This window comes from Sphaerimonospora mesophila (genome assembly GCF_001417795.1).
Lineage (GTDB): Bacteria > Actinomycetota > Actinomycetes > Streptosporangiales > Streptosporangiaceae > Sphaerimonospora > Sphaerimonospora mesophila.
In genome coordinates, this window is sequence record NZ_BCBX01000033.1 from 177,275 (window position 1) to 194,473 (window position 17,199).

Here is a 17,199-nt window from a genome sequence, read left to right on the forward strand (position 1 = left end):
TACGGCCGGTTATCAGATCGGTGACGACTCGGCGGTTGTCCCGCTCTCGGTCGGCGGCTGTGCGCACACTGACCCTGTGACAGGGAGAGTAAAGCCGAGTCGAGGACGGCCGAGTCGAGGAACGGCCGAGTCTCTGGGAACGGCCGGGTCTCTAGGAAGGGGAGGGGCAGTGACATCGCACCCGACCGGAGACGACGCCGGCGCGGCTCCATCCCCCGCCACCGGTACGGCGGACGGCGTGGCGGACTCCCGGCCGGCCGCGGAAGATTCCGCCGCGGAAGAAGCGTCCGCGGCCGGATCGGACGCGTCGGCGACGGATCCGGCAGGAGCAGCGGCGACACAGGCGAAGCGGGCGACCCGCGGGCGTCATCCCTGGGCCGCGGTGGCCGCCGCGGGCGGCCTCGGCGCTGCGGGCATCGTCGCCGCCCTGCTCCTGGGGGGCGCGTCCCCCCTGACCGTGGCCATCGCCGGGGTCCTCACAGGTCTGCTCGCGGCGGGCTCGCTCATCACGGCGGCGGCCCGGATCGCGCCGGAGCACCGGCGGCAGCCCGCCGCCTGGCGCTGGCTCGCCGCCGGTTCGCTCACCTGGCTGCTCGGCGTCGGCGTGCGGCCGGTGGCCGACGGAACCCCGTTCGTGCTCACCTTCGCCGACCTGCTGATGCTCGTGGGGTCGCTGCTCGTGGCGATCGGATGCGGCCTGTCCGTGAAACCCCCCGCGTACAGCAGGGGGGTCATAAGACAGGCCACCGACGCCTACCTGAGCGCGGCGTCGATCTTCGCGGTCGGCTGGCTGACCCTGCTCGGGCCGGCCTTCCGCAAGGCTCAGGACGCCGGCGCCTTCCTCTTCACCATGGCGCTTCCCGTCGTCTGTCTTCTCGCCGCGTGTGCCGTGGCCCCCGCGGTCGTCGCGTCCCGATCGGGCAACCGCGTCGTGGGACTCACCGGCGTCGGCGTGCTCGGGGCCGTTACCGTCTCCGAGCTGGCCACGGCGCTCGCCCGGCTGGAGGGGGACGCTCCGCCGCTGGCGATCGGCCTCGTCGCCCCCGCGGCCTTCCTCGTCCTCGCCGCCGCCCCGTGGACGCAGCGGGAGCGGCCGTGCAAGCCGCCGCCCGCCCTGGCCGCCGTGCCCTCCCGCGTGCTGACCGCGGCGATCCCGCTCGTCCTGGTGGCCGTCGCCACGGTCGTGATCACCATGTACGGCGTGACCGGCCGGGACGGGACGCTGGCCGTGGCGGCCGGCTCCACCGTGCTCGTGCTGCTCGGCCGGCTGTTCGTGCTCCTCGTCGAGACCGACGGGATGCGCCACCTGGTGGACGCGGGAGAGCGGCAACTGCGCCGGCTCGCCGAGAACACGGGCGACGTCGTGCTCGTCTGCGACCACGACGGCGTCATCGACGAGATCGGCCGGGACGTGGAGGCGATGTACGGCTACCGCGCGGACGAGCCGGTCGGCCGCTCGATCTTCGACTACATCCATCCGGAGGACGTACCGGACCTGCAGGCGCTGCTGCGCCGCATCGCCGACGGCGACGAGGACGGGGAGCCGCGCTCGAGCCGCCGCGTGGCCTGCCGGGTCAGGGCGGCCGACGGCACCTGGCGGCCGAGCGAGTCGGTCGCCACCCCGCACATACGCGGCGACGACCTGATCCTGGTCACCGTGCGGGACATGAGCGACCAGGTGGCGCTGCGCAACCAGGTCACCCACCTCACCTTCCACGACGGGGTGACCGGGCTGCCCAACCGGGCCTACTTCGAGGAGCGCGCCCGGGAGGTCCTCACCCATCGCGGCGCCGGCGGGGCCGCCGTGATCTTTCTGGACCTCGACGGGTTCACCGCGGTGAACGACTCCGTCGGCCACGCCAGCGGCGACTACCTGCTCGGCCAGGCCGCCCGGCGGCTGCGCTCGGCCGTACGATCCGACGACACGCTGGCCCGCTGGGGCGGCGACGAGTTCGCCGTGCTGCTGGAGGTCGGCACGTCGGGCGGCGACGCCCAGACCGCGGTCGACCTGGCGGAACGGCTCGTCCGCGCGGTGTCGTCGGAGCCGTTCCGGGTCGCCGACCGGGACATGGCGCTGACCGCCAGCGTGGGCGTGGCGTTCGCCGAGGACGGGCTGACCGCCGGAGACCTGCTGCGCAACGCCGACGTGGCGATGTCGCGGGCCAAGGATCTCGGCGGGCGGCGGGTCGAGGTCTTCGCCACCCACATGCACGCCGACGTCGTACGCCGCCTGGAGATCGCCTCCGATCTGCAGCGGGCGCTGGTGGAGAACCAGTTCGCGATCGAGTACCAGCCCATCGTGGACCTGGCCACCGCGCGGGTCACGGCGGTCGAGGCGCTGGTCCGCTGGTGCCGGGGCAGCGCGTTCGTGCCGCCGGAGCAGTTCCTCGGGCCGGCCGAGGACACCGGGCTCATCGTGCCGCTGGGCGAGTGGATCCTGCGTGAGGCGTGCCGCGAGGTCGCCGCGTGGCGGGCGCAGGGCTGGGAGATCGGCCTGTCGCTCAACCTGTCGGTCCGCCAGATCACCGCTCCGCGGTTCGTCGAGACGGTGTCGGAGGCGCTGGCGGAAAGCGGCCTGCCCGCCGACGCGCTGACCCTCGAGGTGATCGAGGAGATGCTGGTCGAGAACGCCGAGGACACGATCGGCAAGCTGTCGCGGCTGCGCGCCCTCGGCGTACGGCTCGCCATCGACGACTTCGGCACCGGCTACGCCTCGCTCGCGTTCCTCCGGCAGGTCCATGTGGACATGATCAAGATCGATCCGTCGTTCGTCTCAGGACTCGGCCGCGACGACACCCTCACGCTGCTGACCCGGACGATCGTACGGCTCGGCCACGACCTGGGGCTGATCGTCGTGGCGGAGGGCATCGAGCGTCCCGAACAGCTGGAGCTGCTGCGTGAGATGGGCTGCACGCGCGGCCAGGGCTACCTGGTCGGCCGCCCGACCCCGGCCCGTGGGATCGACTCCCTCAAGCTCACTACCTTGCAGAACACCCGGTGAGGCGCCCGCCGCCGGGGCTCGCCGGCCCGATCTCGGATCGTGAGACGGGGATTCCACATGATTTGACTCCGGGAGGGTCGATCGGACATCGTGTAGGCATGCATAGCGGTGGGATCCTCGTAGTACTTCGCAGGCGCGCAGCCTGACGAAGCCCTCGGTCCTGCGCGCGCCCCAGCTCCGCTCAGCGGATGGGGCGTTTTTTGTGCCAGCAGACACCACCAGCCACAAGCTCTCCACAAGGAACGAGCCGATGACCGAACAGATGACAGGTGCTCAGGCCCTCGTCCGGGCGCTGGAACACGTCGGGGTCGACACGGTGTTCGGGATCCCGGGCGGCGCCATCCTCCCCGCCTACGATCCCCTCTACGACTCCACCAAGGTCCGGCACGTCCTTGTACGGCACGAGCAGGGCGCCGGCCACGCGGCCGAGGGATACGCGCAGGCGACCGGACGGGTCGGCGTCTGCATGGCGACCAGCGGCCCCGGGGCCACCAACCTGGTCACCCCGATCGCCGACGCCTACATGGACTCGGTGCCGATCGTGGCGATCACCGGGCAGGTGGCCAGTCCGCTGATCGGGACGGACGCCTTCCAGGAGGCGGACATCGCCGGCATCACCATGCCGATCACCAAGCACAACTTCCTGGTCACCAGGGCCGAGGACATCCCCAGGACCATCGCCGAGGCCTTCCACATCGCCTCCACCGGCCGCCCCGGCCCGGTGCTGGTGGACATCTCCAAGGACGCGCTCCAGTCCAGGGCGGGTTTCTCCTGGCCGCCGGTCATGCAGCTGCCCGGTTACCGTCCGGTCACCCGGCCCCACTCCAAGCAGATCCGTGAGGCGGCCAGGCTGATGACGGAGGCCCGGCGACCGGTCCTCTACGTCGGCGGCGGCGTGCACAAGGCCGGCGCCTCGGCCGAACTGCGCGAGCTCGCCGAGATCACCGGCATCCCCGTCGTCACCACGCTCATGGCGCGCGGCACCTTCCCCGACAGCCATCCCCAGCACATGGGCATGCCGGGCATGCACGGCACGGTCTCGGCGGTCGGCGCGCTCCAGCAGTCGGACCTCCTGATCGCGCTCGGCACCAGGTTCGACGACCGGGTGACCGGGCAGCTCGTCAGCTTCGCGCCGCACGCCAAGGTCATCCACGCCGACATCGACCCGGCGGAGATCTCCAAGAACCGCCACGCGGACGTGCCGATCGTCGGCGACTGTCGTGAGGTCATCGGCGATCTGATCACCGCCGTGCGCAACGAGCAGGCCGAGGGCCGCAAGGGCGACTACGCCGAGTGGTGGCGGATTCTCAACGGCTACAAGGAGACCTACCCGCTGGGCTACGAGCAGTTCGCCGACGGCTCGCTCGCCCCGCAGTACGTCATGGAGCGGCTGAGCGCCATCGTCGGCCCCGAGGCGTACTATGTCGCGGGCGTCGGCCAGCACCAGATGTGGGCGGCCCAGTTCATCGGTTACGAGCACCCGGGCACGTTCATCAACTCGGGCGGGGCCGGCACGATGGGCTTCGCCGTTCCGGCCGCGATGGGCGCGAAGATGGGCCGGCCGGACTCGACGGTGTGGGCCATCGACGGCGACGGCTGCTTCCAGATGACCAACCAGGAGTTGGCGACCTGCGCGATCGAGGGCGTGCCGATCAAGGTGGCGGTCATCGACAACGGTAGCCTCGGCATGGTCAGGCAGTGGCAGACGCTGTTCTACGACGAGCGGTACTCCAACACCGACCTCCAGCAGGTCAAGCGGATTCCCGACTTCGTGAAGCTCGCGGAGGCGTACGGTTGTGTCGGCCTGCGCTGCGAGCGGCCCGAGGACGTCGACGCCACCATCCGCAAGGCGATGGAGATCAACGATGTGCCGGTCGTGGTCGACTTCGTCGTCCACCGGGACGCGATGGTCTGGCCGATGGTCGCAGCCGGGACCAGCAACGACGACATCAAGTACGCCCGTGACATGGCGCCGAAGTGGGAGAGCGAAGAATGAGCGAGCGGGGCAACCGGACCTGCGCCGATGGGAGGGGAGGGGCGGCATGAGCCTTCACACGCTGTCCGTCCTGGTCGAGAACAAGCCGGGCGTGCTCGCGCGGGTCGCCGCGCTGTTCAGCCGCCGCGGTTTCAACATCGACTCGCTGGCCGTCGGGCCCACAGAGCACGGCGACATCTCCCGCATGACGATCGTCGTCAACGTTGAGGCCCTGCCACTCGAGCAGGTCACCAAGCAGCTCAACAAGCTGGTCAACGTCATCAAGATCGTGGAGCTCGACAGCGCCCAATCGGTGCAGCGCGAGCTGATGCTGGTCAAGGTCAGGACCGACGACGAGACCCGCTCCCACGTCCTGGAGGTGGTCAACCTCTTCCGGGCGCGGTGCGTCGACGTCGCCCCTGACGCGGTGACCATCGAGGTCACCGGCACAAGTGACAAACTGAAGGCGTTCGTCCGGGTCCTGGAGCCGTACGGCATCAAGGAGCTCGTGCAGTCGGGCATGGTGGCCATCGGCCGCGGCGCCCGGTCCATCACCGATCGCTCGCTCCGGGCGCTCGACCGCAGCGCGTGAGCCGTACGGCGGTGCCGTGCCGGCGCCGCACCCGGTGTACAGAAGCGCACGTCGCGGCCGCCAACGTCGCGGCCATCGATTCGGAAAGGCAAGCATGTGACTGAGATCTTCTACGACGACGACGCCGACCTGTCGGTGATCCAGGGTCGGCACGTCGCCGTTCTGGGATACGGCAGCCAGGGTCACGCCCACGCGCTGAGCCTGCGCGACTCCGGCGTGGACGTGCGGGTCGGGCTGCCGGAGGGGTCCAAGAGCCGGGAGAAGGCCGAGGCCGACGGGCTGCGTGTGCTCACGCCGGGTGAGGCCGTCGAAGAGGCCGATCTCACGATGATCCTCGCGCCGGACCACATCCAGCGGCACCTCTACGCCGAGCACGTCGCGCCGAACCTCGTCGAGGGCGACGCGCTGTTCTTCGGCCACGGCCTCAACATCCGCTACGGCCTCATCGAGGCGCCCGAGGGCGTCGACGTGGCCATGGTCGCGCCCAAGGGTCCCGGCCACCTCGTCCGCCGACAGTACGCCGCAGGCCGCGGTGTGCCGTGCCTGGTCGCCGTGGAGCGCGACGCCACCGGCAACGCGTGGCCGCTCGTTCTCTCGTACGCCAAGGGCATCGGCGGCACCCGGGCCGGCGCGCTGAAGACCACCTTCACCGAGGAGACCGAGACCGACCTGTTCGGTGAGCAGGCCGTGCTGTGCGGCGGCGTCTCCGAGCTGATCAAGGCCGGGTTCGAGACCCTGATCGAGGCGGGCTACCAGCCCGAGGTCGCCTACTTCGAGTGCCTCCACGAGATGAAGCTGATCGTGGACCTCATGTACGAGGGTGGGGTCTCGAAGATGTACTGGTCGGTGTCCGACACCGCGGAGTACGGCGGCTACTCCCGCGGCCCGCGCGTCGTCAACGCGGAGACCAAGAAGGAGATGCGCCGCATCCTGGACGAGATCCGGGACGGCCGCTTCGCCCGTGAGCTGGTCGAGGAGTTCGACTCCGGCCAGACCAACTTCAAGCGCTACCGCGAGGAGCTGGCCGGGCACTCGATCGAGCAGACGGGCGCCAAGCTCCGCCCGATGATGAGCTGGCTCAAGGGCGCCCAGTCCTCCTGATAGCGCAGTCCTGATCGGAGCGGCCTGATCGGGTCGGTTGACGTGTGAGAGCGGCGTCGCCCCTTCGGCGGCGCCGCTCTGACGTCGTTCCGTACGGCTCCGACGTCGTTTCGTACGGCCGTCGCACCGACGGCGTCGACGGGTGCTCAGTGAGTGTTGGGGTGTGCTCAGGCGGGGACGGACACGAGGAACGCGCAGTCGCCGAAGGCGATCTCGTCGCCCGCCCGCACCCGGGCCGGCCCGACCAGCCGCCAGCCGTTCAGCCGGGTGCCGTTCATCGAGCCGAGATCGACCAGCAGCCACGAACCTTCCTCGCGGCGCAGCTCGGCGTGCACCCGGGAGACCGTGAGATCCGTCAGCACCAGGTCACAGGTCGGGCCACGGCCCACCACATACCGGAGACGGTCGTCGGCGGGCAGTGCCAACCTCGGGAGGCGAGGACGTCGCCAGGCGGACTCGATCCGATTGCTGAGGTCCGACACCGCGGCCACGGCCTCCGTGATCCGCCTGCGCCAGCGCCCGCGCTGCGGGAGATCCGCGACCAGTTCGTCGATCTCGCCGCGGCTCTGCGCGCGCAGCACCATGTCGACCCGGCCGATGAAGGTGTCCATGGACAGCCGGCCCTCGGCGGCGCGGTTGCGGAGCTCGTCGAGCGCGCGGTCACGGTCCCCGTCCGAGGCGCGAACCGGGGGAGAGCTCATGATTGGAGTATCCGACGCAGCCGGGCGGAGTGTCCAGCAGACCCTTGCATTCCACCTCATTCCAGTAGCCCACGGCTTCCGCCTCACCCACGGTACCGCGATCTTGCGGAAGCCGTCAGGCCACAACCCTGAACCACCATCACCACCACCACCCCGGCGTGATCTTGCGAAAACTCGCATTTAGGCCCGAGAACAGCCACTTCGCGTTCGTGATCTTGCAGTTTCTCGCAGGATTCCCCGCTGACCGGCCAAAACGATTTCGGTGATCTTGCACTTCACGCCGACCGCAAGATCAGCCGGCATATAAGCGCACCTCAGAGGATTTGCCTGCGAAGAACTGCAAGATCACGAGGTTGATCTGTGCAGGTCAGGGTCGGATGCCGCGAGAATTCGCAAGATCACGCCGGGGTGGTGGTGGGGGTCACTGCCTGCCGAAGTCCTGGGTCCAGTACGGGCCGCCGGCCTTGACGTAGCCCACGCCGATGTCGGTGTAGTCGCAGTTGAGCATGTTGGCGCGGTGGCCGGGGCTGTTCATCCACCCCTGCACCACGGCTTCGGCGGTCTGGTAGCCCTTGGCGATGTTCTCGGCGATCGCGCGGTAGGAGTATCCGGCCGCCTTGATGCGGTCGGCGAAGGAACGCCCGTCCTTCGAGGTGTGGCTGAAGTAGTTCTTGGCGGACATGTCGGCCGTGTGGGCGTAGGCCGCCGCATGCAGCTTGGCGTCGTGCTTGAGCGGGGCGCAGCCGACCTTGGCCCGCTCGGCGTTGGTGAGGCGTACGACCTCGTTCTCCAACTCGGTGCCGACGGTGCCCGACCCCGTCGTCGAACCGCCGCCCGTCGAGCCGCCGGTGGAGGAGCCTCCAGTGGAGGAGCCCCCTGTCGAGGGCCCGCCGTTTCCGCCGGTCGGCCTCGAGCCGCACTTCACCCGGGTGGCCTTGGACCGCGACGTGTGGCCGCGATAGTCGGTGACGGTCGTGTAGAACACGCCGTTCGCGCAGCGCACGGCCAGCGCGAGGCGCCCGCTCTCGACGGCCCTGGCTCCGCTCTTCACCACGCGGTCCGGGCCCGGCACGGCCTTCCAGATGCGGACCCGCAGCTTCGCGGGGCCGCTGCACCCGATCCGGTAACCGTTCGCGCGGATCTTCCCGCCTTCCGTGACGTACGGCTTGGCGGCGGCGACCCGGCAGCCCAGGTTGTCGGTCGTCGCCTGGGCCGTGCCGGCGGGCAGGCCGACCACCGTGAGGCTCCCGAGGCACAGGGCCGCTCCGAGCGCTCTGTTCACGATCTTGTCCTCCAGGTGAGGGGATAGGTCCGGCCACGGGATCTCGCCACCGTCGCGGGTGCTGCTCAAGGCGAGATCCGCGTGACACCCCCTGGGCCGCCCCCTCACGGGGGCGAGGGAGACACGGCCCGAAGGGGCTGGTTGAGAACCGCATATGGTGGCCACAACCCCTCATGTCCGAAAAATTCACAGAAGTCAGGAAAATACCAACGTTCCAAACTCGCTCAGCCACCACTCCGGCACCCCTGGTAACGGTTCCGAGGTCAGGAGATGATCAGGCGGGGGTGCCCCCGGCGGCGTCGCCCGCCGTGTCATCGCATGCCGGAGCGGCCAGCCGGTCGGTGGTGCGCCGGTCTGCGGCGATACGGTCCGTGGCGATACGGTCCGTGGCGATACGTTCGGCGGTGAGGTCGTACCTCAGCGTCATCAGTACGGCGGCCAGCGACATCAGGGCGGGCACGAGGGTCACGCCGATGAGGACCGCCGTGTGCGCGCTGCCCGGCTGCGTCACCGGAGTCTCCGGATCGGAGGAGATGAAGCCGCCGACGGCGAGCACGGCGCCGTAGACGGTGGCGCCCAGGGCGGACACCGCGTTCTCGATCGCCGTCCACAGTCCGGTGAAGACGCCTCCGCGGCGCTCGCAGCTGACCTCGCTGTCGTAGGCGATCACGTCGGCGAGCATGGAGAACTGCAGCAGTTGGAGGCCCGCGTAGCCGAATCCGACCGACACGACGGCGAGATGCGCGTAGAGCGACCCGAGCACCGGGGAGGCGCCGAGCAGCGCGGCGCCGATCATGAACAGCGATCCGGCCAGGACCATCGCGCCCCGCTTGTCGAGCCTGCGGGCCAGCCGCACCCACAGCGGCATCGTGACCAGCATCGGCCCGACGAGTGCGGCGAAGAGCGTGCTCGTGGCGGCGGTGTCGTGCAGGACGTAGGCGGCGAAGTAGGGGGCTCCGGCGAGCATGACCCCCGCCGCGAGGTTCTGGGCCGAGCTGAGGCCGAGCAGCCACAGGAACGGCCTGCTCGCCCTGGCGGCGGCGAGCTGCGACCGCAGGGTCCGCTCCGACCGCTGCCGCCCGATGAAGGGGGCGCGAGCCGTGCCGACGAACGACCCGATCATGGCGGCGAGCAGGATCGCCGCGAACGTGACGCCCATCAGGCGGTAGCCGTCGGCGGAATGGCCGGCGAGCATCGGCGCGACGACCCCGCTGAGCGCGACCGACGCCGCGACGAAGATCATCCGCCACTGCAGCAGCGAGGTCCGCTCGTGATAGTCGGCGCTCATCTCGGCAGGCATCGCCTTGTACGGAACCTCGTAGAGGGCGTATCCGGTCGACGCGAACAGGAACGCGACGCCCACGAAGACGGCGGCGGGGACGCCGGTGAGCGGCGGCCCGCTGAACATCGCGGCGAAGGACGCCGGGAGCACGGCGGCCCCGGCCAGCAGCCATGGCCGGCGCGGTCCCCAGCGCGAGGAGGTGCGGTCGGACCACTGGCCGACCAGGGGGTTGACGAGCAGATCCCACGCCTTCGGCAGGAACAGCACGACGCCGGCGAGCACGGCGGGCACCGCCAGCACGTTCGTCATGTAGTAGAGCAGCAGGAGGCCGGGGATGGTCGAGAAGTTGGCCGTGCAGAACGAGCCGACGGCATATCCGAGGCGCACGCCGCGTGAGACGGTCACGGGGGGTGGCGTCGCGGCCGAGGAGACCATGCCGATATTCAAGCCCAGCGGGCATTCGACAGGAAGATCTTCGCTCCGACATTTCGGTCCGACCGTTCAAGCGCGTACATGCCACGCGCCTCCCGTGCAAACGCACAGAACACACCGAGCACGCCGCGGACCCCATCGAACGGTACGAGTCGCCGTGAAGACCGGGAGGGGAGGGCGGGGGCGGAACCCCCGGGCCCTCCCCGGAAGGTCAGCCTCTGACGTCCGGGCAGACGACGTGGGCGCCGATCTCGATCATCCGGCGTTCCGTGTGCGCGTCGGTGACCCGCGCCATGAGCACCGGAGCCCCGCTGGCCGCCAGCTGCGGCAGCCGGGCGCGGACCCGGCGGTGCACGTCCCTCACGATCTCCTCGCCGGTCTCCGTGTTCACCCTGACGAGCAGCATCAGCCCCCATGATCCGGAGACCGTCCGGGCCTCGGAGATCCATACGTGGTGCACGTGCGGGTAGTCGCGGAGCAACTCGGAGACCGCTACCCGAAGGGCGGGCAGGATCGGATGGTTCGTCCTGCGATAGCCGGGGTCGACGACCTGCATGGCACCGGACAGGTGCTGGCGGGGCGCCGGGACCCAGGCGGGCGGGATGGAACCGGAAGCGGCCGGAGCCCGCTCCCGGGCAGGGGCCGACGCCGTCGGGGCGGCGAGCGGAGGGGGGAGCGGTGGACCGGCGGAGGCCGCCGGGGGAGCGGCGTGTGTCACCTGCGAGCGGGTCACCGTGGCCATGGCCCCGGTGGCGTACGCCGTCGGGGCGGCGGCCGAGCGCATCGCCGAGACCGCCGGAGTGGGGCCGGTCCGGCTTGACCGGAGGTAGCGGCGCAGGTCGTCGATGGGTACGGCGGCGGCCGCCGGCCCTGCGGCGTCGATGACGATGTCTCGGACGCCGGTGACCTGCTGGATGTCGAGGATGGTGTCGGCGTCGCAGGCCGACAGCGTATGGCTGCCACGGTGCCGGGCGTAGGTCGCCGGCGTCGTGTAGCCGAGCAGGACGCGATCACCGTTCTGCGTTGTGCCGAGCACCACGGAGCGGTCGGGGCGGACGGCCACCAGGATGCCCCGCTCGGCTAGGGCGGACAGCAACTGCTGAGCGCTGCCGTGCCGCGCGAGAACGTCACCCAGAGAGGGGTTCCCGATGCTCATAGGCCGAACAATAGGGGGTGAACCATAGCGAATCAGGCTAATCGCGAAGATTGGGTGCTATCAATACCTGAGATGGCTGCCCGGGCGTATTGGACCGATCCAAATAATCGCGGAGTGCCATGGGGTCATCACGCTCCGCTTCCACACGAGTCTCAAGAGCCTCAACAGATCCGGGACACCCGGTGGCCGTCTCGGATGTCGGATCGCTCGTGAGAGCTTTCACAAGCCCGGATAGACTCGACGACTGTCCGTGCTGTCGCACTTCTCGAACTTTTCGAAGGACTCACCAGTGAACAAGCCCGTCGTTCTTGTCGCAGAGGAGCTTTCCGACGCGGGTCTCGCCGTGCTCGGCGCGGACTTCGAGGTCCGTCACACCGACGGAGCGGACCGCTCGCAGCTCCTGCCTGCTCTCGCCGAAGTGGACGCCCTGATCGTCCGCAGCGCCACCCAGGTGGACGCCGAGGCCATCGCGAACGCGCCCAGGCTTCGTGTCGTCGCCCGCGCGGGCGTCGGCCTCGACAACGTCGACGTCGAGGCGGCCACCAAGGCCGGTGTCATGGTCGTCAACGCGCCGACCTCCAACATCACCAGTGCGGCCGAGCACACCGTCGCGCTGATCCTCGCCGGGGCGCGCAACGTGGCCCAGGCGCACACCGCGCTCAAGAACGGCGAGTGGAAGCGGTCCAAGTACACCGGCATCGAGCTCGACGGCAAGGTCGTCGGCATCCTGGGCCTCGGCAAGATCGGCCAGCTCGTGGCCCAGCGCCTGCAGCCGTTCGGCGTCGAGATCGTCGCCTACGACCCCTATCTTCAGCCGGCCCGGGCCGCCCAGATGGGCGTACGGCTGCTGTCGCTGGAGGAGGTCCTGGCGCAGGCGGACTTCATCACGGTCCACCTGCCCAAGTCGAAGGAGACGATCGGCCTGATCGGCGACCGTGAGTTGCACATGGTCAAGCCGACCGTCCGTCTGATCAACGTCGCCCGCGGCGGCATCATCGACGAGAACGCGCTCTACTCCGCCCTCAAGGAGGGCCGTGTGGGCGGGGCCGCGATCGACGTGTTCGCCAAGGAGCCGTGCACCGACAGCCCCCTGTTCGAGTTCGACCAGGTCGTGGTCACGCCGCACCTCGGCGCCTCCACCCACGAGGCGCAGGAGAAGGCCGGCACCCAGGTCGCCCGCAGCGTCAAGCTCGCGCTGGCCGGCGAGTTCGTGCCGGACGCGGTGAACGTCCAGGGCGGCGCGGTCGCCGAGGACGTCAAGCCGGGCCTGCCGCTCACCGAGAAGCTCGGCCGCATCTTCACCGCGCTCGCCGGCGAGGTGGCCACCCGCCTCGACGTCGAGATCCGCGGTGAGATCGCCTCCCAGGACGTGCGGGTGCTGGAGCTCGCCGCGCTCAAGGGCGTCTTCACCGATGTGGTCGAGGACGCGGTGACCTACGTCAACGCCCCGCTGCTCGCCCAGGACCGCGGCACCGTGGTCGAACTGGTCACCAGCTCCGAGAGCCCCGACTGGCGCAACGTCGTCACCGTGCGCGGGGTGCTGGCCGACGGCCGTACGGTCTCGGTCTCCGGCACGCTGTCCGGCCCCCGGCAGATCACGAAGATCGTCGAGGTGAACGGCTTCGCCATGGAGATCGAGCCGACCGATCACCTGGCCTTCTTCACGTACGCCGACCGGCCCGGCATCGTCGGCGTCGTCGGGCGCCTGCTCGGCGAGCACGGGATCAACATCGCCTCCATGCAGGTGTCGCGTGACGTCAAGGGCGGCCGGGCGCTGATCGCGCTCACCGTCGACTCGGCGATCCCGTCCGACGTCGTCGAGCAGATCGCCGGTGAGATCGGCGCCGACAGCGGCCGCACGGTCGACCTGGAGGACTGAGCGGCCCCCGAGGGGGGATACGCGGACCGGCGGATCCGGTTCGCCCTCGTCGTCTCGGCCCGTACGGCGGTGTCCCCGCCGTACGGGCCTCTTTTTGTCTCGAATAATGAGATACTAGGTCGTCCTACAAGATTCTGCGGTAACCTGAAGCGGTATGACGCGCCAGGTACTCGTACTCATTACCTGCCGCGGCGGGGCCTGATCAGGGTGGGCCGGCCCGCCGCGGTGTGCGGCGTTGTGCGCCGCCGGCCGTCGGTTCCTCAGACCGAGAGCGCGTGACCCGCGCAGAGTCGGAGCCGGCAATCCGGGATCCGCGACCGGATCTGTTCTTTCTTTTCCAGTCCTTCTTCGCGAATGAGATCCGTCATGTACGAGATGTATCCCTGGAACAGTCCTGAGGACACCGAAGACGAGGCCACCACCGCGCTGCAGACCGCGCTCGACCGCCGGGACAACGGCGGCCTGCCGGCGCGCTGAAGCACGGAGCGCCCGGAGGTCACGGCGGTAGCGGCCGTGGCCCGGGGAGATCGCGTCCGCGATCGGGCATTATGTCCGGATGGTGAGATCGGTGTTCGATCTCCGAGACCCCCGGTAAGGTACTCCCATGGAGTCGAGCAACATCCGTCTGGCAGTCATCCCCGGTGACGGGATCGGCGCCGAGGTCGTCGCTGAGGGCCTCAAGGTCCTCCACGCCATCGGTGTCAAGGCCGAGACGACCGAATATGATCTCGGGGCGAAGCGCTATCACGCGACCGGGGAGACCCTCTCCGACGCGGTGCTCGAGGAGCTGCGCGGCTATGACGCGATTCTGCTCGGTGCCGTCGGCGATCCCAGCGTCCCGCCGGGTGTCCTGGAGCGCGAGCTGCTGCTCAGGCTCCGCTTCGAACTGGACCACTACGTGAACCTCCGTCCGGTCAAGCTGTTCCCCGGGGTGACGACCCCGCTCGGCGAGGCCCGTCCCGAGGACATCGACATGGTCGTCGTCCGCGAGGGCACCGAGGGTCCGTACGCCGGCGCCGGAGGCGTGATGCGCCGCGGCACGGAGCAGGAGATCGCCACCCAGGAGTCCCTGAACACCGCCTTCGGCGTCGAGCGAGTCGTGCGTTACGCGTTCGAGAAGGCGCGGTCCAGGCCCCGCCGCAAGCTCACCCTGGTCCACAAGACCAACGTGCTCACCTTCGCCGGTGACCTCTGGGCCCGTACGGTCGACCGGGTGGGCCGGGAGTTCCCCGAAGTGGAGACCGACTACTGCCACGTGGACGCGGCCTCGATGTTCTTCATCACCCAACCGCAGCGTTTCGACGTGATCGTCACCGACAACCTCTTCGGTGACATCCTCACCGACATCGGCGCGGCCATCGCCGGGGGCATCGGCCTCGCCGCCAGTGGTAACGTCAATCCGGCCCGTACGGCACCGTCGATGTTCGAGCCCGTGCACGGCAGCGCCCCCGACATCGCGGGCCAGGGCAAGGCCGACCCCACCGCCACCATCCTGTCCATCGCCATGCTCCTCGACCACATCGGGCTCGCCGAGGCCGCGACCCGGGTCGAGCAGGCCGTCGCGGACGACCTGCTCGAACGGCAGGGAGCCTGGACCGCCAGGTCGACTCGTGAGATCGGCGACGACATCGCCGGACGAGTAGCGGGCTGATCCGGGCCGCTATCTGATCAAGGCGCCGATCGACGCGCATGGCGGCCCGTTGGGGTCGCCATGCGCTTTTTTGTACCCGCCCAATGCCGTAGTTTTCCGTTGGAAGGTCGCCGCCGCACAATGAACGTGACGACGACGTCGAGAAAAGGATCTTCGCCATGACCACTCAGCTCAGCTTCGATGTGCAGCTCAATCCGCGAGCCCGCAGCGCGGGGGAGCGCGCGGAGGTATTGGCGAATCCCGGCTTCGGGCAGTCCTTCACCGACCACATGATCTCCATCGACTGGACGGAGGGACGCGGCTGGCACGACGCCAGGCTCCAGCCGTACGGCCCGCTGCTCCTCGACCCCGCCACGTCGGTCTTCCACTACGCACAGGAGCTGTTCGAGGGGCTCAAGGCGTACCGGCAGGCGGGCGGGTCGATCGTCACCTTCCGGCCGTACGCCAACGCCGCGCGCTTCAACAGGTCGGCGACCCGGATGGCCATGCCCGAGCTGCCCGAGGACGTGTTCGTCCAGTCGCTGGAACTGCTCGTCCAGACCGACCGCGAGTGGGTGCCCACCACCGAAGGCCACAGCCTCTACCTGCGGCCTTTCATGATCGCTACGCAGGCGGCACTCGGTGTGAACCACCCGTCGAACTCCTACAAGTACATGGTGATCGCGTCACCCGCCGCGTCGTACTTCTCCGGCGGTGTCAAGCCCGTCTCGGTCTGGCTGTCCACGGAGTTCACCCGGGCCGCTCCCGGCGGGACCGGCTTCGCCAAGTGCGGCGGCAACTACGCCGCGGCCTTCGTCGCCCAGCGCCAGGCCGTACAGGAGGGCTGCGACCAGGTCGTCTGGCTCGACGCCTTCGAGCACCGCTGGGTCGAGGAGATGGGCGGGATGAACCTCTTCTTCGTCTTCGGCGATCGCCTGGTCACCCCCGCGCTGACCGGCACCCTGCTGCCGGGCATCACCCGCGACTCGATCCTCAGCATCGCCACGGAGCTCGGCCTCCGGCCCGAGGAGGGCAGGATCTCGATCGAGGACTGGCAGTCGGCCTGCGAGTCGGGCGAGCTCAGGGAGGTCTTCGCCTGCGGCACCGCCGCCGTGGTGACCCCCGTGGGCTCCGTCAAGGGCGCCGACCGCGCCTGGACCGTGGGCGACGGCACCCCGGGCCCGGTCACCATGAAGATCCGCGACGAGCTCGTCGGCATCCAGTACGGCACCCGCCCCGACACCCGCGACTGGATCCACAAGATCTGCTGAGTCGCCGAGAGCACGGGCCCGGTCCGGTCCGAAACCGTCCGGCCGGGCCCCCGTCCCGTCGCCTCATACGGCTCACGCCTCGACCAGCTTGCCGGTGTCGATCGTCGGATCCCACGGCTCGGGCGGTTCCAGCGGCTTGCCCAGGGTCACTTCGACCTGGTGTATCAGTTCTTACGGATCAGGGTCAGGCCGTCGGCGAAGGGGAGTAGGACGGAGGTCACCCGCGAATCACCGGCGACCAGGTCGTTGAACTCCCGCATGACGGGCACGACGCCCCCGGCGGAGGGGTCGACGACGCGGCCATGCTGCAGCGTGTTGTCCACGGCGATCAGCCCGCCGGGCCTGAGCCGTACGAGAAGTTCCTCGTAGTAGACCGGGTAGCCGGCCTTGTCGGCGTCGATGAACGCGAAGTCGATCCACTCTTCGCGGGGCATGTCCCGCAGGGTGTCGGCCGCCGGCCCGAGGCGGAGCTCGATCTTGTCCGAGACACCCGCCTTGTCCCAGTAGCGGCGGGCCACGGAGGTCCACTCCTCGCTGACGTCGCAGGCGATCAGCCGACCGTCCGCCGGCATGCCCCTGGCGATGCAGATCGAGGAGTAGCCGGTGAAGGTGCCGACCTCGACGGCCCGGCGAGCCCCGGAGAGGCCGACGAGCATGGTGAGCAACGTGCCCTGTTCTGCGGAGATCTGCATGGAGATGCGGTCGCCGACGAGCCGGAGCGTCTCCTCGGTGAGGGCACGGAGCAGGTCGTCTGGCGGGGTGGAGTGCGCGATGGTGTACTCGGCCACTGCGGGATCGATGAACTCGGCAACCTTCATAGTCATCACCCTAATCGCGGTGGTCCCCGAGCGGACGGAGCGTGGTCGTGGCACTCGTCGCCGTCTCGTAGTCTGAGAT

General features: G+C 69.6%; 12 protein-coding genes. 7 read left to right on the plus strand and 5 right to left on the minus strand.

Annotated features, from left to right (window positions below; all coding sequences use genetic code 11):
• Window positions 1–169: 169 nt before the first annotated feature.
• The 4 genes from AP234_RS10815 to ilvC all read left to right on the plus strand — a co-directional run bounded on the left by AP234_RS10815 (window position 170) and on the right by ilvC (window position 6,669).
• Window positions 170–3,001 (plus strand): putative bifunctional diguanylate cyclase/phosphodiesterase, encoded by a 2,832-nt coding sequence (locus AP234_RS10815; protein WP_235558103.1) that lies wholly within the window; start codon window positions 170–172, stop codon window positions 2,999–3,001.
• 202 nt (window positions 3,002–3,203) lie between these two features.
• Entirely contained in the window at window positions 3,204–4,997 is a 1,794-nt protein-coding gene (locus AP234_RS10820) for an acetolactate synthase large subunit (RefSeq protein ID WP_268778042.1), read from the plus strand.
• Window positions 4,998–5,043: 46 nt separating this feature from the next.
• Window positions 5,044–5,568 (plus strand): acetolactate synthase small subunit, encoded by a 525-nt coding sequence (gene ilvN, locus AP234_RS10825; RefSeq protein ID WP_055479468.1) that lies wholly within the window; start codon window positions 5,044–5,046, stop codon window positions 5,566–5,568.
• A gap of 105 nt (window positions 5,569–5,673) precedes the next feature.
• Entirely contained in the window at window positions 5,674–6,669 is a 996-nt protein-coding gene (gene ilvC / locus AP234_RS10830; protein WP_055479699.1) for a ketol-acid reductoisomerase, read from the plus strand.
• Window positions 6,670–6,836: 167 nt separating this feature from the next.
• Here the strand turns inward: ilvC and AP234_RS10835 are convergent, their stop codons facing one another.
• The 4 genes from AP234_RS10835 to AP234_RS37155 all read right to left on the minus strand — a co-directional run bounded on the left by AP234_RS10835 (window position 6,837) and on the right by AP234_RS37155 (window position 11,522).
• A complete protein-coding gene (locus tag AP234_RS10835; protein WP_055479469.1) occupies window positions 6,837–7,370 on the minus strand; it encodes an FHA domain-containing protein in 534 nt (177 codons plus the stop codon).
• Between the two features lie 421 nt (window positions 7,371–7,791).
• The gene (locus AP234_RS10840; RefSeq protein ID WP_235558104.1) at window positions 7,792–8,652 is read right to left on the minus strand and encodes a CAP domain-containing protein; all 861 of its coding nucleotides are present in this window, start codon (window positions 8,650–8,652) and stop codon (window positions 7,792–7,794) included.
• 274 nt (window positions 8,653–8,926) lie between these two features.
• A complete protein-coding gene (locus AP234_RS10845) occupies window positions 8,927–10,339 on the minus strand; it encodes an MFS transporter (RefSeq protein ID WP_235558105.1) in 1,413 nt (470 codons plus the stop codon).
• Between the two features lie 238 nt (window positions 10,340–10,577).
• Entirely contained in the window at window positions 10,578–11,522 is a 945-nt protein-coding gene (locus tag AP234_RS37155; RefSeq protein WP_055479472.1) for a hypothetical protein, read from the minus strand.
• 289 nt (window positions 11,523–11,811) lie between these two features.
• Here AP234_RS37155 and serA point away from each other — a divergent pair, with 289 nt between their 5' ends.
• From serA to AP234_RS10865, 3 genes are all read left to right on the plus strand, one after another.
• On the plus strand, window positions 11,812–13,401 hold the full coding sequence (gene serA / locus AP234_RS10855) for a phosphoglycerate dehydrogenase (RefSeq protein WP_055479473.1): 1,590 nt from the start codon (window positions 11,812–11,814) through the stop codon (window positions 13,399–13,401).
• A gap of 604 nt (window positions 13,402–14,005) precedes the next feature.
• Entirely contained in the window at window positions 14,006–15,052 is a 1,047-nt protein-coding gene (locus AP234_RS10860) for a 3-isopropylmalate dehydrogenase (RefSeq protein WP_055479474.1), read from the plus strand.
• A 158-nt stretch (window positions 15,053–15,210) separates the two neighbouring features.
• The gene (locus AP234_RS10865; protein ID WP_055479475.1) at window positions 15,211–16,302 is read left to right on the plus strand and encodes a branched-chain amino acid aminotransferase; all 1,092 of its coding nucleotides are present in this window, start codon (window positions 15,211–15,213) and stop codon (window positions 16,300–16,302) included.
• A gap of 164 nt (window positions 16,303–16,466) precedes the next feature.
• Here AP234_RS10865 and AP234_RS10870 read toward each other — a convergent pair whose 3' ends face one another.
• Window positions 16,467–17,120, minus strand: coding sequence for an O-methyltransferase (locus AP234_RS10870; RefSeq protein WP_055479476.1), 654 nt, complete (start codon window positions 17,118–17,120; stop codon window positions 16,467–16,469).
• Window positions 17,121–17,199 lie beyond the last annotated feature (79 nt).

Coding starts and splice junctions, on each gene's coding strand:
- AP234_RS10865 (WP_055479475.1), top strand. CDS start 15,211: ATGACCACTCAGCTCAGCTTCGATGTGCAGCTCAATCCGCGAGCCCGC.
- ilvN (WP_055479468.1), top strand. CDS start 5,044: ATGAGCCTTCACACGCTGTCCGTCCTGGTCGAGAACAAGCCGGGCGTG.
- AP234_RS10860 (WP_055479474.1), top strand. CDS start 14,006: ATGGAGTCGAGCAACATCCGTCTGGCAGTCATCCCCGGTGACGGGATC.
- AP234_RS10870 (WP_055479476.1), bottom strand. CDS start 17,120: ATGAAGGTTGCCGAGTTCATCGATCCCGCAGTGGCCGAGTACACCATC.
- AP234_RS10835 (WP_055479469.1), bottom strand. CDS start 7,370: ATGAGCTCTCCCCCGGTTCGCGCCTCGGACGGGGACCGTGACCGCGCG.
- AP234_RS37155 (WP_055479472.1), bottom strand. CDS start 11,522: ATGAGCATCGGGAACCCCTCTCTGGGTGACGTTCTCGCGCGGCACGGC.